This window comes from Nonomuraea sp. NPDC003754, assembly GCF_053605785.1.
This window is the reverse complement of the sequence record NZ_JBSGJX010000021.1, coordinates 61199-76939: the sequence shown is the minus strand read 5'-3', so window position 1 is coordinate 76939 and position 15741 is coordinate 61199. Positions and strand designations below refer to the sequence as shown.

Sequence of the window (15741 nt, the reverse complement as noted above, 5' to 3'; positions counted from 1 at the left end):
TGTGGTTGAAGGGACAACGGACGCACGGGCTCGGCGGTTCCGCGATCAGGGGTGGCGCGGGCCGTACGTGATCGGCTTGAATCACCTCCGAAGGGGGTGTGTGTTGCGACTGCCGGAGGAGGTTTCCCGGCCCCGGCGCAGGCGGCGGCACTGGCTGGCGCCCGTCGCGGCGGGTGCGGCCGCGGGAGCGGCCAGCATCCTGGCCGCGTCGCTGGAGTGGGAGATCCCGCCCGTGGCCAAGATCGGCGTGACCGCGCTCGCGGCGCTGCTGGTGGGCGTGACCACCTGGGCCACCACCGCCACCACCAGGAAAGAGCCGCAGCCGTCGCCGGAGGACCAGGCGTGGCGGCCGCCCGACCAGTGGCCGCCGTCCCCCGAGCACTTCACCGGCCGCTCGGAGGCCCTGGCCGAACTGCGCGCGGTCTTCACCGCCAGGCGCAGGTCCGACGAGCTCGGACCGCCGCTGGTCGTCTCCCTGTACGGCAGGGGCGGCGTCGGCAAGTCGGCGCTCATGGCCAGGTTCGGGCAGGAGATCGCCGACTGGTTCCCCGACGGCCGCCTCTACGCGAGCCTGCGCGGCATCAGACCTGACGAAGTCCTGATCGGTTTCCTGCGCGCGCTCGGGGTGCGGCTCACCACCGACCCCGGAGGGCTGGAGGAACTGCGCAAGCTGTGGCTGACCTGGACGAAGGGCCGCCGGATCCTCATCGGCCTCGACAACGTCGACGACGCCGAGCAGGTCAAGGCGCTCATCCCCGCCGAGCGCGGCTGCGCGGTCGTGGTCACCTCGCGCCAGCCGCTGTTCCTCATGAACGCCTACGACACCCAGCTGAGCGTCTTCAGCGAGGCGCAGGGCGTGGAACTGCTGGCCAGGCTGGCCGGCGGCGAGCGGATCGTCGACGACCTGGCCGCCGCCAAGGAGATCGTCAGGATCTGCGACTACCTGCCCCTGGCGATCAACATCTGCGGCGCGCGCCTGGCCACCAGGTCCGGCTGGTCGCTGCGCGAGCTGGCCAACCGGCTCGAGCGCCGCATCCTGGACCAGCTGGAGCTGGCCCCCACGATCGACAAGAGCGTCCGCGCCTCGGTGCAGCTCAGCTACGACGACTGCACCGGCATCCAGCGCCGGCTGCTGCGCCTGCTGTCCTCGCTGACCTCGCCCGACGTGCCCGGCTGGGTGGCCGGCGAGCTGCTGGACATCTCCGAGCTCGACGGCGCCGACCAGCTGGAGGCGCTGGTCGACGTGCAGCTGGCCGAGAGCTCGGGCACCGACCAGACCGGCGCCATGCGCTACCGCCTGCACGACCTGGTCCGGCTGTTCGCCGCCGAGCTGGAGGACGACCGGCGCGAGGCGGCCATCGAACGCGTCCTGTACGGCTACCGCCGCCGCGCCGAGGCCGCCGCCCAGGCCAGGTGGCCCCAGGACTGGGGCCGCACCGGACGCGTCGGCGACGCCGGCGGGCAGGCCCACGCCAGCGACTGGCTCAACGCCGAACGCCTCAGCCTGATGGCGATGATCCACCTGGCCAGGTCGATGGAGCTGTGGGAGCTGGTCTTCGGCCTCGGCAGGGCCTTCTGCTCGATCTGCCACTCCCTGCGCGCCTACTGGAGCGACTGGGGCGAGATCGCCGAGATCACCGTGGAGGCCGCCCGCCGGATGGGCGACCGGCGAGCGCTCGGCATCGCCCTGCTCGACCGCGCCGCCGTCCTCGGCGGCGGCGAGGCGGCCGAGGAGGCACTACGGATCTTCACCGAGCTCGGCGAGTCGTGGTGGGCGGCCAGGGCCATGCGCACGATCGGCATGCGGCTGTTCACCGGCGGCAACCTCGACCGCGCCCAGGGCTACCTCGTCGACGCGATCGCCGCCTTCGACGCCGAAGAGGACTACTGGTGGATGGCGCGCACCCAGCGCAACCTCGCCGAGCTCCGCCTGGCCGAACGGCGCTCCGAAGAGGCACGTGACCTGCTGGAGGACGCCCTCGCGGTCTTCAAACGGGACGGCAACCGCTACTCCGAGGCGCAGACGCTGCGCGCCTACGGCGAGGTGCTGGCCGCCCAGGCGCGCGGGCTCCACCGGGAGGGGGAGGCCAAGGCCGCCGCCGACCTGTTCACCAAGGCGGGCTTCAGCCTTGACCGGGCGGCCGAGATGTTCAGCAGCAGGGGCGAGCTGTGGGAAGAGGCGCGCTGCATGCGCGCCATGGGCGAGGTCGGCGACCCCGTCAACGGCCTGCGCGAGCTCGACTCGGTACGGCGGGCCGAGGAGATCCTCATCGCGCTCGGCGACTCCTGGGGTGTGGCCCGCACCCACCTGTCGTCAGGCAGGTCGCTGGCCAGGCTGGGCCGGATGGCCGAGGCGGAGAAGGAGCTCAAGCGCGCCGTCGCCGCCTTCGAGGAGCTCGGCGACCAGTGGTGGATGGCGCGCAGCCTGCGCTATCTCGGGGAGACGCACCTCGACGCGCGGGACCGGCGCGCCGCCGTACCGCCGCTGGAGCAGGCCCGCGAGATCTACCGCAGCCTCGGCAACGAGGCGGGGATGCGCAGGACCCTCGAACTGCTCAGGAGAGCGGAGTTCTGATCAGGTGGCCCGCCGCCCTGCGGGCGTCCTGGATCGACTGCTCGAACAGCTCCCGCACGTGGCGGGCCTGGTCGGCCAGCTGCTGGATGTGCGGCAGCGCCAGGTCGTCGCGCACCGTCTCGGCCAGCAGGTGCTGGTAGTCGGAGGTGCGGGCGGCCAGCATCTCCAGCCGCCGGTGGGCGCGGTAGACGTCGTCGGCCCGCAGCACCTGCACGGCGTACTCCTCCAGGTTGCGCACCCGCTGCGACAGCGAGGTCCAGGCCTGGTCCAGCGCCGTGGCGTACGGCGCGAACGCCGCCCTGAGGTTCCTCGGCAGGTCGGTCGGCACGATCCTGCGATGCTCGTCGTGCATGCGCGAAAGCTTGGCCAGCCGCCTGGCGATCTGCCATACCTCGTCGGGCAGCGTCACCCTGTTGTCGATGGAGTCGATCAACCCCGCCTTGTGCACCTCGGAGGCGAGAATGGTGTCGGCCGCGTCCTGCGCCCTGCGCAGCAGCACCTGGCAGGGATAGTCCAGATCCTCGGCCAGGACGTAGCGGTCGGCGTGCTCGTAGGCCAGCTTGAGCCGGCGGCGCGCCACCCTGTTGCCCTCGTCCGTCGCCATCCAGCGCATCAGCGCCACCAGCGACACGCCTACCAGGGCGACGATCATCCCGGCCGTGCTGGTCAGCATCCAGATCAGCAGCAGGAAGCCGGGCAGGACGAACAGCAGTGCCGTGTTGCGCGCGGGCTCGTGCTGCTTGCCCGCTCTCGCCATGTGCATCGCGTGGGGGCCCGCTCTGAGCTGTGCCGCGACCTCCTCGGGTAGAGAAGGATCGAGCACCGGACGCGGGGGAAATGCACGCGGATCCATCTCTTCATGCTGCGTTACAAATCGCGAATCCGCACAGCCTTATCCCGACATATAGGCTCCATCTCGATGAACGACTTCACGCGATGGATAGAGCTCGAAGGCGCCGCCAACGTTCGTGACCTGGGCGGACTCCCCACCACCGACGGCGCGACCACGCGCTCCGGCCGCATTCTCAGATCCGACAACCTGCAGGGACTGACCGACGCCGACATCGAGCTGCTCGTGGGCTCGCACAAGGTCAGGCACGTCGTCGACCTCCGCTCCGGCCCGGAGGTCACCCTCGAAGGTCCAGGACCCCTCACCACGGTCCCCGAGGTCACCATCCACCACCTGACCCTCTTCGCCGAGGGCGGCCGCCACACCGACGTCGACGCCGACCGGGCCCTGCCGTGGCAGGAACGCGGCGCCGACGACGACCTGCGCGTGACCGGGTTCTACTACGGCTACCTGCGCGACCGCCCCGACTCGGTCGTCTCCGCCCTGCGCGTCATGGCGAAGGACGACGGCGCGGCCATCGTGCACTGCGCGGCGGGCAAGGACCGCACCGGCGTGCTGTGCGCGCTCGCGCTCGAGGTCGCCGGGGCCACCCGCGAGGCCATCGTCGCCGACTACGAGGCGACCGGCGAACGCCTTGAGCAGGTGCTGGCCCGGCTGCGCGCCAGCGACACCTACCGCGACGACCTCGACTCCCGCCCCGCCGACGACCATCGGCCGCGGGCGAAGTACATGCTGCAGTTCCTCGGCGTGCTCGACGACCGGTTCGGCGGGCCGCTGCCGTGGCTGCACGCGCACGGCTGGACCGAGACCGACACCCACGCCCTCCGCTCCCGCCTCCGCGACTGATCCTCCCGACCCATCCGTCCGTACGGCCGCCGCCGCGCGTGCGCATCGGCGGAGGCGCCTGGACGTCCCGGTCCTGCGGGCCGTCCGGGGCGCGTGGGCGTCCCGCACGTCGGCGGCCAGGGGGTGGCCCGTCCCGCCGGGCAACGTCCACCGGCTGAACGCCCGGGTGCGTCGGCGGCCAGGGGGTGGCCCGTCCCTCCGGGCAACGCCCACCGGCCGCCGACGCGCCGCTCCCTCGAAGAGGGTGGCCGCCAATGCGCCGCTCCCTTGAAGGGCGTCGGCCGGCGCCCGTCCGAGGTCCGTCCGGCTCCGAAGGGTCAGGGGATGCGCACCACCGTGCGTTCGTCGGCGGAACGGCGAGCGGCCTCGATGACCGTGAGGGCGTCGACCACGTCCCGAGGGTCGACAGGGGGCGCCGACCCGGTCCGGAGGCAGGCCGCGACCCCCAGGTAGAAGTCCAGGTAGGAGCCAGGCTCGGTGTGCACGCGTGCGGCCGACCCGATCGTGCCGAGCGTGCCCCACTGCTCCTCCGGATCCGCCCCGAACCCGGGGGCGTCCGGCGTCATCCCCGCCCGCAGCCGCTCCTCCTGCACGTCGAGGCCGTGCTTCTCGTACGCCGCCGACGAGCCGAGCACCCTGAACCGTGGCCCGAGCAGGGCGGCCACCGCGCTCACCCACAGGTGGGAGCGGGCCCCGCTGTCGTGGGTGAGCGCCAGGAAGGAGTCGTCGTCCGCGCCCACGCCGGCCCTGCGGATGTCGCTCTCGGCGTAGACCTCGCGCACCGGCCCGAGCAGTTGCAGCGCCTGGTCGACCAGGTGGCTGCCCAGGTCGTAGAGGAGCCCGCCGACCTCGTCGGCGCCGCCGCTCTCCCGCCAGCCGCCCTTGGGCACCGGCCGCCAGCGCTCGAAGCGCGACTCGAACCGGTGGACGTCCCCGAGCGCGCCCTCGGCCACCAGGCGGCGCAGGGTCAGGAAGTCGCCGTCCCACCGGCGGTTCTGGAACACGGTCAGCATCAGGCGCTTCTTGGCGGCCAGTTCGACCAGGTCGCGGGCCTCCTGGGCGGTTCTCGCGAGGGGCTTGTCGACGACGACGGGACGCCCCGCCTCCAGCGCGGCGGTGGCGAGGGGGACGTGGGTCCTGTTGGGCGAGGCGATCACCGCCAGGTCGCAGCGCGGCCACAGGTCGTCGGCGTCCTTCACCGCCGTCGCGCCGTACCTGGTGGAGACCTCGGCGGCTCTGCCGGGATCGCGGGTCACCACGGCGGCCAGTCTCAGGCCGGGCGTCGCGTGGATGAGCGGGGCGTGGAAGACGGCCCCCGCCGTGCCGTACCCGACCAGGCCCACTCGGATCTCGCTCATCACCCCACGATAACCGTCACCCGATCATGGCCAGGTGAACGGCGACGCGACCCGCGCGCACGGCCCGCTCACCGCGGCGGCCGGTCAGATGTGGTCGGGGTCGACGGCGAGGGCGACGTGGATGAGGTCCTCGATCGCGTGCGCCAGACGCCCGTCGGCGATCTCGTAGCGCGTCTGCCGTCCTTCGGGCACCGCGACGACCAGGCCGCAGCCGCGCAGGCAGGCCAGGTGGTTGGAGACGTTCTGCCTGGTGAGCCCCAGTTCGTCGGCCAGCCGGGCGGGGTAGGAGGGCCCCTGGAGCAGGGCGATGAGCAGGCGGCAGCGGTTCGGGTCGGCGAGGGCTCTGCCGATTCTGGCCATCGCGTCGAGCCGGGTCTCCACAGTGAACACGATAATCAGGGTACACGATTTGCTGTATATACAGTTCCTGCTGTATATACATGGCTGACTGTATAGAGCGAGGAGGCGGCACATGGGACACGGGCACGGACACGGCCACGCGACGGCCGGCGCGGTTCACCGCAAACGGTTGATGATCGTGCTGCCGCTCACGCTGAGTGTCCTGGTCGTGCAGGTCGTCGGGGCGCTGCTGTCGGGAAGCCTCGCCCTGCTCGCCGACGCCGGCCACATGGCGACCGACGCCGCGGGCGTCGCGCTCGCGCTGTTCGCGATCTGGATCGCCGGCAAGCCCGCCAGCTCCCGCCGGACCTTCGGCTACCAGCGGGCCGAGATCCTGGCCGCCGCCGTCAACGCCGTGGTGCTGCTCGGCCTGAGCGGCTACATCCTCATCGAGGCCGTGCGCAGGTTCGCCAACCCCGAGCCGGTCGGCACCACCGTCATGCTGGTCGCCGCCGTGGCCGGCCTGATCGCCAACGGGATCGCGCTGTGGCTGCTGCGCGAGGGCCAGCAGGACAGCCTCAACCTCAGGGGCGCCTACCTGGAGGTCCTCGGCGACCTGCTCGGCTCGGTGGCCGTCATCGCCGGCGCCATCGTCATCCAGCTCACCGGCTGGTACCCCGCCGACGCGATCATCTCGGTGATCATCGCGCTGCTCATCCTGCCCCGCACGTGGAAGCTGCTCAAGGAGGCCGTCGACATCCTCCTCGAGGCCACCCCCAAGGGCGTCGACCTGGCCGAGGTGCGCGAGCACCTGCTGGAGACGCCCGGCGTCACCGACGTCCACGACCTGCACGCGTGGACGATCACCTCGGGCGTGCCCGTCATGTCCGCCCACGTGGTCGTGGACGTCGAGACCTTCAGCCAGTGCGGCCCGCTGCTCGACCGGCTGCACGAGTGCCTGGCGGGCCACTTCGACGTGGAGCACTCCACGCTCCAGCTCGAACCCGCCGGCCACGTCGACCACGAGGGCGCCCGGCACCTCTGGCCCGGCGACAGCCGGCCGGGCGCCACCGGCTAGCTGTCGCGGTCGTCGCGCTCGGCCAGGAAGGCCTCGAACTGGGCCGCCAGCTCGTCACCCGTCGGCATCGGGGTGGCCTCGGCCATCAGGTTCTGCCGCTCCTGGCCACCGGCGAAGGCGTCGTACTGCTGCTCAAGACCCTGGATGGCCGACGACAGCTCGCTCGAGGCGCGGATCTGCTCCTCGATCTCGGACGTCGTCCGGTCCGCCGCGTCATGCAGGCTGTCCATCGGGAACACCAGTCCGGTCCCCTTCGTGATCGCCTCCAGCGCCGTGACCGCGGCCTGCGGATACTCCGCCTGCGACAGGTAGTGCGGCACATGGACGGCGTAGCCGAGCGCGTCGCGCCCCTGCCCGCCCAGGCGGAACTCCAGCAGCGCGGCGACGCTTCCCGGCACCTGCACCCGGCCGAACGCGCTCACCTGCGAGTTGATCAGCTCGGGCCGGCTCGCGTGGGCCGTGACGCCCAGCGGCCTGGTGTGGGGGACGGCCATCGGGATGCCGTGCACGGTCACCAGCCTGCTCACGCCGAGCCGTTCGACCAGCCGGCCCACCGCGGCGACGAACAGCTCCCACTCCCGGTCGGGCTCGGGCCCGGTCAACAGCAGGAACGGCGTGCCCGTCAGGTCACGCGCGTGGTAGAGGGCCAGCTCGGGGGCCTCGTAGTCGACCCACCTGTCGGTGTCGAACGTCATCGTCGGCCGCCGCGACCGGTAGTCGATCAGGCGGTCGACGTCGAAGGTCGCCACGACGCTGTGCTCAAGCTCGGCCAGCAGGTGGCCCAGCGCGAGCCGTCCGGTGCTGCCCGCGTCGACGAACCCGTCGAAGTGGTACACCAGCACGGGATCGGTGAGCTCGGGGGTCTCCTCCGCCAGCCGGTAGAGATCCGTCGGGTCGAACACGGTTGATCAGCCTTTCCCTCGGTACTCTCTCCAGCAACCTGCGGCGAGCCGGAACGATTCCGTGCACGGCACCATATCGATGAGAAATCAGCACGGAACCCCCGGGTCACACCATCCATCGCCTGAAGGGCGTACGCTCCCGCACCGGCACAATGCTCCCGTGAGCGCGCTCAAGGGGTTCGTTCACCAGGATGTTCGACCTGGCCAGGGTGGGCGACACGGTCACGCTGCCGCCTGCGTCGAGCAGGTGTCCCGGTGGCCCTCGCCAATCAGAAGGGTGACATCTTGCTGATGCCGACGGCATATCACGGTCACGCCGACACGATGAAGGCGCGCACGGAGATGGGCGCCGCCTCCGACCGGGCCAACGACAGAGGCGTGACCCCTACGGCCCGCGCGGTCTTCAGGAAAGAATCAGGCGTGGTCAGGACTTCGCCGGATGGGCGGAGCCGACCCGCGGGCGGGCATCCCGTCAGCAGTTGACACAGGGCAGATATTTCCCAGCCAACAATTTCGCCGTCAGTGCCCTGAAGAATAGGGTGGAATATCGCCATATATCGTCAGTGTGGCTTTTTGAACGGTCCATCGTCATGCTAGGGGGGTGGCAACTACGATCCCCTCTGCGCAGGCCTTCAGTAGGCGACCACTCCGCATCCCCGCACTTCCGTGTCCTTTCCCCAACGAGATCAACATCCATTCGGAAGAGGTGGACGCCGAGAGTCACCGATGGCTGGCGACCTCTGGCATGCTCGGCGACGACAAGGCCGTCGAACACTTCAGACGCTCCAAGATCGGAGTGCTGGCGGCTCGCACCAACCCGTTAGTACCTCGCGAAAGTTTGAGACTGCTCAACGACTGGTACAACTGGTTGTTCGCCTTCGACGACGCTTTCTGCGAGGGAGCCCTCATCGGGCACCGGGCCTCGGCACTGGCTCACGCCCTGCCGCCGCTCCTCGAGATCCTCGACGGCCGTCGGCAACCCGCATCGGACGATCCCTTCGGCCTGACTCTGCGCGAACTGCAACTGCGCATCACGGAAACGGCGACGCCCGCCCAGGTCGAACGCTGGCGTACGACGGTCAAGGAGTACCTGTTCGCGCAGATCTGGGAGGCGGCCAACCGGGAGGTGGACCTCATCCCCAGCGTTGAGGACTACGTGCTCATGCGCCGCATCACGGGGGCGACCTACACCTGCCTGGCTCTCATCGACGTAGGCGGCGGCTATCGCCTCGAAGCGGAGGAATGGCACCATCCGGACGTCCGCATGCTGTCCGACCTTGCCTGCGACCTCATCGGCTGGGACAACGACCTGCTGTCGTACGCCAAGGAGCGCGACAACGACAAGGCCCGGCACAACTTGGTCACGGTGCTGGCCACACACAGGTCTCTCAGCCTGCAGAAGGCTCTCGACGAGGTGTCGAACATGCACAACGACGCCGTCGCCGCGTTCATCGAACGCCGCGCCCATCTCGAGCGATGGGCATCGCTGCCGGTACGCAGATACGTGCGTGGACTGGAGCACTGGGTCCGCGGGCACATCGAGTTCTCCCTCGGCAGTGCCCGTTACATCCACGCATGGCCGACCGGCACCACCTGGAGCAAGGCCGGCTGATCAGGATGGCGGGGCGTCCACCTCGCCCAGCGCCAACGTGGACGCCTCGTCCAGATCGAGGCGCGCCCCGCTTTCGAACGCCGAGTTGTAGGCCGCCTCGCCCAGCAGCTTCTGGCACTCCTTCACGCACTTCTCGTGCTCGTTGGTCAGGAACGGCGCGCCCATCATCGGCAGCCCCGACGTCGTCCAGTTGGCCTTCAGCGCGCCCAGCAGGTGAGCGGCCAACTCGGCCTGCTCGAGCATGGCGAAGGTCCGCGCCGTCGTCTCCAACGCGACCAGAGTGCCCAGCGTGTCGTGGAAGTAGCGCTTGATGCGCAGGCCCTCCTGGGCCGTGGTCAGGGCCGCCTCCGGCCGGCCCATCGCCAGCAGCGGAAGGGACAGCGCCCAGCTGGCGTAGGAGCTGACCCACAGCTCGCCCCGCTCCTTGCACACCTGCAGCACGTCGACCAGGAGCGATTCGGCCTCGTACACCTCGCCCTGCGTCGTCAGCACGATCGACAGCTCGACGATGGCCGGCAGCAGGCCCGGGTTGAGCTCCTTGTTGCCGGTGTTGAACTCGATCGCCATGCCCAGCAGGGCGCTGGCCTTCTGCAGGTCGCCCTGGAGCAGTGCCGCCGTGCCCTGCATCTTGGAGGCCAGGATGACCGCGCGGGAGTCGCCGACCAGCACCGCCTCGCTGCTGCACTGCTCGGCTGCCTCCAGCGCGCCCACGCTGTCGCCCTGGGCGCTGCGCACGTAGGACAGCACCCACAACGCCTTGCAGCGTTCCTTGCTGGGATCGGGGTTGGCGCGCAGCGCCCGCTCCAGGTAGATGCGCCCCTCGCGGACGAACCCGCAGCAGATCCACATGAACCACAGCGACGACAGCAGCTCCAGCGCCAGGAGGCTGTCGCCCGGCGTGCGCAGGGCGTGCTCGAGCGCGAGCCTGACGTTGTCGTGCTCCTGGCGCATGCGCACGAACCAGTAGATCTGCCGCGGCCCCGACCAGGCGTCCTCGCTCCTGCGGGCCAGGCTCAGGTAGTAGGCCAGGTGCTGGTGGCGCAGGCTCTCGGACTCGCCGAGCTTCTCCAGCCACTCCTCGCCGTACTCGGCCAGCGTGTCGATGAGCTTGTAGCGCACGCCCGCGTGGTCGCTCTTGATCAGCAGGATCGACTTCTCCACCAGCCCGGTCACCAGGTCGGTGATGTCCTCGGCGGGCAGCCGGTCGTCGGAGCAGACGAACCTGGCCGCGTCGAGCTCGAAGTCGCCCGCGAACACCGAAAGGCGCGCCCACAGCAGCCGCTCGGCGGGCTCGCACAGCTCGTGGCTCCAGCCGATGGCCGCGCGCAGCGTCTGGTGGCGGGGCAGCGCCGTACGGCTGGCCCCGGCCAGCAGGCTGAAGCGGTCGGTCAGCAGGCCCAGGATCTGGTCGACCGACAGCGCCCGCAGCCGCACCGCGGCCAGCTCGATCGCCAGCGGGATGCCGTCGAGGCGGCGGCACAGCTCGGCCACCGAGTCGATGTTCTGCTCGTCCAGCACGAAGTCGGGCACGACCGCGCCGGCCCTGGCCGCGAACAGCTGCACCGACTCGTTGGTGAACGGGTTCTCGTCGGTGTTGTCGCCCGGCACCGCCAGCGGCGGCACCGGCACCACGTGCTCGTACGCCAGGTGCAGCGACTGGCGGCTGGTGGCCAGGATCTTCAGCCGCGGGTTGGCCTGCAGCAGCTCGTCGATCAGCTCGGCGCAGCCCTCGATCAGGTGCTCGCACGTGTCGAGGATGAGCAGCATGTTGCGGTCGCCGACCCACTCCGACAGCGACTCCGACTCGCCGCGCGCCGACTGGTCGGCCACGCCGAAGGCCGAGGCGATCGTGTTCTTCACCATGCCCGCGTCCTGCAGCCGCGCCAGGTCGGCGAACCACACGCCGTCGGCGAACTGCGAGCGGACCTGATGGGCCAGCCGCAGCACCGTCCGCGACTTGCCCACGCCGCCGATGCCGGTGACGGTCACGAGATTGGACTCGGACAAGTGGCGTTTGAGGTTGGCAAGCAGCCTCGTCCGCCCGACGAAGCTCGTGAGCTCCGCCGGCAAATTGCCTTCTCGACGCCAACCTGTCGGGGTGGCCATGGGCAGCCTCACGGGGGGTAGCCGGACACCTTCTCACGCGCGGGACCAACTGTACCCCGAGGAGCCTTTACTGTCCCTTGTGGCTTACCTGTGCCGGGGTGACGTTTCTTCCTCCGGATAGCATTGACGTCGTGACCGAATTCCTGCCTGAGCAAACCACGGATGACACCGACCTGGGGTGGGGCGAAATTCCGGACGAGGATCCGGACGCTTTCTACCTCGACAACAAACCACCGCACTGGGGCTGACACGGCCTGTCGCGGAGGACGAACTTCTGTAACCCTGGCGCTCAGCCGTACGATTTACCACTTTTGTCCCGTCTCTGACGGGCCCATGACGACCGATGGACCGGCGCCCTCGCGAGCCCCGGCCCATCGGCCCCCCTCCACGGCCGTGCGCGTTCCCCGCGCCGAGGCCGCCGTTCACGGGCGGATCAGCTGACCACGTCCCTGCGGCGGAAGCGGCGGAAGGCGACCGCGACCAGGATCGCGGCGTAGCTGACCGACACCGCCGCCCCCTTGGTCATCCCGCCCCAGTCCAGCGTCGGCGCCAGCGCGTCCATCCACGCGGTGTTCCAGAACGTGGGCAGGAACTCCCGCAACGACCCCAGCGCCTCCACCGCCTGCAGGATCGTGCTGACGATGACCAGCCCCACCGCACCGCCCACCGCGCCCAGCGGCGAGTCGGTGACCGTCGAGAGCAGGAACGCCAGCGCCGCCACCGTCAGCTGGCTCACCAGCGCGTACCCGATGACGATCCCGAACCGCGGCAGCACGTCGAAGGCGGGGATCGTCTCGCCCGTCCCCGGCACCTGGATGTCGTTCCAGCCGAACACCAGCGTTCCCGCCACCAGCGCCATCACCGGCAGGCAGATCACCGCCGCCGCCGAGTAGCCGAGCGCCACGACGAGCTTCTGCCGCAGCAACCGGTCGCGCGGAACGGGGGCGGCCAGCAGGTAGCGCAGCGACGACCAGCTCGCCTCGCTGGCGACGGTGTCGCCGCAGAACAGCGCCACCGCCACGACCAGCAGGAAGCTCGCCGACACCGACAGCGCGAACGCGGCGAAGTTCAGCCCGCTCTGCGTGGCCAGGTCGGACAGGCGCAGGGCGTTCTGCTGGCCGGTGTTCTGCGGGCCGAGCTGGAAGGCGATGACCAGGATCCACGGCAGGGCCAGCAGCAGCCCGAACATCACCAGCGTGCGCCGCCGCTTGAACTGCCTGACGATCTCCACCCGCAGCGGCAGCGTACGGCGCGCGGCATAGCCCGGGGCCCCGCCGCTGTGAACGGTCATGACTTGTCTCCGATCAGGTCGAGGAAGACGTCCTCGAGACGCGGCCCGTGGCCGTTGTGCCTGGCCGTGGCGAGCAGGTCGGACACCGGGCCGGCGCTCACCAGGCGGCCGCGGTGCATGACCACCACGTGGCTGCACGTCTGCTCCACCTCCGCCAGCAGATGGCTGGAGACGATCACGGTACGGCCGTCGCGGGCGTAGCGCTTGAGGACCTCGCGCATCTCCCTGATCTGCGGTGGGTCGAGCCCGTTGGTGGGTTCGTCGAGAACCAGCAGGTCCGGCAGGCCGAGCATGGCCTGGGCGATGGCCAGGCGCTGCCGCATGCCCTGGGAGTAGGTGCGCACGGCCCGCTCCAGCGCCGAGCCGAGCCCGGCGATCTCCAGCGCCTCGGCCATGTGGGCGTCCTGCGGCGGGCGGCCCGTGGCCTGCCAGTACAGGGTCAGGTTGTCGCGGCCGGACAGGTGCGGCAGGAATCCGGGGCCTTCGACGAACGAGCCCAGCCTGGACAGGACCGGCGCCCCGGGCGTCACCGGATCACCGAAGATCCTGATCTGGCCGGCGTCGGGGTGGATGAGCCCCATCATCATCCGCATCGTGGTGGTCTTGCCCGCGCCGTTCGGGCCGAGCAGGCCGAGTACCTGGCCCTTCTCCACCCGGAACGACAGCCCGTCCACGGCCTTCTCGCCGTTCCGGTAGGCCTTCGTCAGCCCGGCGATCTCCAGCGGCACCTCGGCGCCGCCCGCGCCCGGTGCCGCGGCGCCGTTCGTGCCCTCGCCGTTCGCGCCCTCGCCGTTCGTGTCTGCGGTGTTCGTGGGTGTGCCGTGCGTGCCGGTGCCGTTCGGGCCTGCGGCGTTCGGGCTTGTGCCGTTCCCCTTGACGGAGCGCCCGGAGGGGGTGCCGGAGGGGGCGGCCGTCCGGCGGCCCGTCGCCAGGACGAGGGCGGCGACCGTGACGGCCGTCAGCGGCAGCGCCCACGTCCACCACACCGGGCCGCTCGGCGGCGCGGCCAGTTCGGGCACCGTCGGCACGGTCAGCGTCGGCGCGGCCAGGCCCACCACGTAGCCGGCGGGCTCGGCGGGCGTCGCGTAGCCCATGTCGGTCGTGGTCAGCGCCAGCCGCAGCCGATGACCGGCCGGGAAGCGGTGGTCGACGGCGGGCAGCGTGACCGTCACCTCGCCGGCTCCGGCGGGCACCCGTACGGGCGTCACCAGACCGGCGGGCAGCGTCGGCGGGGTGACGGCGTCGGCCACGTCGTAGAGCTTGGCGAACAGCGTCGCCTCGCCCGGCGCCCGCACCCTGATCTTCACGGTCGCGGTGCCGGTGAGCTGCAGCGGCTCGGCCAGCGGCGCGGACTCGAAGACCGCGCTCTGGCCCGGCATGTCGAGGGAGACGCCCGGGTTGCCGCCCTGCGCGCCGCCACCGCCGAGCAGCCCGCCGATCCCCGGCACGGCCGAGATGGAGGCGGGGTTGCCGCCCGGCGGGTTGGCGACGTTCTGGTCGGGCCCGGCGAGCTGGATCGGCGTGGTGGCGGTGCCGGTCAGGCCGGGGTAGCGGTCGGTGTCGGGGTGCAGGCGGATGCGCTGGCGGGTGCCGGGGTCGCGGCCCCCGTCACGCGTGATGGTGAACCCCTGCACGGTCCCCGGGGAGCCCGTCCCCACGGGGCCCGTCTCCGCGCTGCCCGTGCCCGCTGTTCCTGTCCCCGCGCTGCCCGTTTCTGTTGTGCCTCTTCCCGCCGTGCCCGTTCCAGGCGAGACGGCGGCGGTGCCGGGGCCGGCCGCCGCACGCAGGTGGCGGTCGAACCAGTCGAGCAGCCGCTCGTCCAGCCAGTCCACCTCGCCGTTGCCGCCGTCGTGCCCGCCGTCGAACCACATCACCTCGACCGGCGTCCCCGCCGCCGCGATCGCCTTGGCGTTCGCGTCGGCCTGCGCGAGCGTGAACAGCGAGTCGCGCTGCCCCTGGATCAGCAGGGTGGGCGCCTTGATCCGCCCGGCCACCGTCACCGGGCTCGAGGCGCGCAGCATCTCGACCGCCTCGGGCGTCGGCCTGCCGGTGGCCGCGACCCGCTGGTACATCTCGCACACCGCGGGCAGGAACCGGCCGCACCTGGCCTCCTCGGCCGACAGCGGCCGCGGCGGCGCGGTCAGCGCGCGCAGCCCCTCGGCGCCGGCGGCGGGAGCGCCCCTGCTGAAGAACAGTCCCGCCCACATCTTCTTGAACACGCCGTTCGGGAACAGCGCCTCCGACAGGTCACTCCAGGTGATCATGGGGACGATCGCGTCGACCCTGGCGTCGTGGGCGGCGGTCATGAGCGCGATGGCGCCGCCGTACGAGCCGCCCGCGATGCCCACGCGCGGGTCGCCCGCGGCGTCGAGCCGGACCTCGGGCCGCTTGGCCAGCCAGTCGATGAGCTGCTTGACGTCCTTGACCTCGTAGTCCGGCGAGTTGAGCGCGATCTGCCCGGTGGAGCGGCCGAAGCCGCGCGCCGACCAGGTCAGCACCGCGTAACCCTGCCGCGCCAGCCGTACGGCCTGGGCCCTGACGCTGTCCTTGCTGCCGCCGAAGCCGTGGGCGAGCAGCACAGCGGGCGCCCTGCCCTCTCCGGCCGGCGGGAAGTACGTCGTGTCGAGCTCGACCCGCTGGTCGTCTCCCGGGCCGTCGACGACGGCGATCCGCTGCTCCTGGCCGCGCACCGCGGGCGCGGACGGCCACACCAGCCAGACCGCCGCCGCGAGCACGGCCAGCGCCGCGACCAGCGCGGCTGCTCTCTTCATGTGGCGAGCGTAC

At 71.1% G+C, this 15741-nt stretch carries 11 protein-coding genes; 4 read left to right on the top strand and 7 right to left on the bottom strand.

Going from position 1 to position 15741, the window contains the following annotated elements:
- The first annotated feature begins 100 nt into the window (after nucleotides 1–100).
- Nucleotides 101–2575: a tetratricopeptide repeat protein gene (locus tag ACWEVS_RS25405; protein ID WP_452553646.1), complete on the top strand. Its 2475-nt coding sequence runs from the start codon at nucleotides 101–103 to the stop codon at nucleotides 2573–2575.
- Here ACWEVS_RS25405 and ACWEVS_RS25400 read toward each other — a convergent pair.
- Nucleotides 2556–3428 (bottom strand): hypothetical protein, encoded by an 873-nt coding sequence (locus ACWEVS_RS25400; RefSeq protein ID WP_354904732.1) that lies wholly within the window; start codon nucleotides 3426–3428, stop codon nucleotides 2556–2558. The genes ACWEVS_RS25405 and ACWEVS_RS25400 overlap by 20 nt on opposite strands.
- 66 nt (nucleotides 3429–3494) lie before the next feature.
- On the opposite strand from ACWEVS_RS25400, the gene ACWEVS_RS25395 reads away from it, so the two are divergent.
- Nucleotides 3495–4271 (top strand): tyrosine-protein phosphatase, encoded by a 777-nt coding sequence (locus ACWEVS_RS25395; protein WP_452553644.1) that lies wholly within the window; start codon nucleotides 3495–3497, stop codon nucleotides 4269–4271.
- Nucleotides 4272–4588: 317 nt separating this feature from the next.
- Here the strand turns inward: ACWEVS_RS25395 and ACWEVS_RS25390 are convergent, their stop codons facing one another.
- Together ACWEVS_RS25390 and cmtR are read right to left on the bottom strand one after the other, a co-directional pair.
- Nucleotides 4589–5629, bottom strand: coding sequence for a Gfo/Idh/MocA family protein (locus ACWEVS_RS25390; RefSeq protein WP_452553642.1), 1041 nt, complete (start codon nucleotides 5627–5629; stop codon nucleotides 4589–4591).
- Between the two features lie 84 nt (nucleotides 5630–5713).
- Nucleotides 5714–6028, bottom strand: coding sequence for a Cd(II)/Pb(II)-sensing metalloregulatory transcriptional regulator CmtR (cmtR, locus tag ACWEVS_RS25385; protein ID WP_449924939.1), 315 nt, complete (start codon nucleotides 6026–6028; stop codon nucleotides 5714–5716).
- A gap of 73 nt (nucleotides 6029–6101) precedes the next feature.
- On the opposite strand from cmtR, the gene ACWEVS_RS25380 reads away from it, so the two are divergent.
- Nucleotides 6102–7046 carry a cation diffusion facilitator family transporter gene (locus ACWEVS_RS25380; RefSeq protein WP_452553640.1) on the top strand — a complete coding sequence of 315 codons (945 nt, stop codon included), beginning with the start codon at nucleotides 6102–6104 and terminating at the stop codon, nucleotides 7044–7046.
- Here the strand turns inward: ACWEVS_RS25380 and ACWEVS_RS25375 are convergent.
- On the bottom strand, nucleotides 7043–7948 hold the full coding sequence (locus ACWEVS_RS25375) for a proteasome assembly chaperone family protein (protein ID WP_354904721.1): 906 nt from the start codon (nucleotides 7946–7948) through the stop codon (nucleotides 7043–7045). The two genes, ACWEVS_RS25380 and ACWEVS_RS25375, sit on opposite strands and share 4 nt — an antisense overlap.
- Nucleotides 7949–8693: 745 nt before the next feature.
- On the opposite strand from ACWEVS_RS25375, the gene ACWEVS_RS25370 reads away from it, so the two are divergent.
- Nucleotides 8694–9560, top strand: coding sequence for a terpene synthase family protein (locus ACWEVS_RS25370; protein ID WP_449924707.1), 867 nt, complete (start codon nucleotides 8694–8696; stop codon nucleotides 9558–9560).
- Here the strand turns inward: ACWEVS_RS25370 and ACWEVS_RS25365 are convergent, their stop codons facing one another.
- The 3 genes from ACWEVS_RS25365 to ACWEVS_RS25355 form a co-directional block, all read right to left on the bottom strand.
- Entirely contained in the window at nucleotides 9561–11567 is a 2007-nt protein-coding gene (locus tag ACWEVS_RS25365) for an ATP-binding protein (RefSeq protein ID WP_452414301.1), read from the bottom strand.
- Between the two features lie 532 nt (nucleotides 11568–12099).
- The gene (locus ACWEVS_RS25360) at nucleotides 12100–12957 is read right to left on the bottom strand and encodes an ABC transporter permease (protein ID WP_452414299.1); all 858 of its coding nucleotides are present in this window, start codon (nucleotides 12955–12957) and stop codon (nucleotides 12100–12102) included.
- Complete coding sequence (locus tag ACWEVS_RS25355; RefSeq protein ID WP_452553638.1) at nucleotides 12954–15728, bottom strand: alpha/beta fold hydrolase; 2775 nt, start codon at nucleotides 15726–15728, stop codon at nucleotides 12954–12956. Before ACWEVS_RS25355 ends, ACWEVS_RS25360 begins: the two co-directional genes overlap by 4 nt.
- Nucleotides 15729–15741 lie beyond the last annotated feature (13 nt).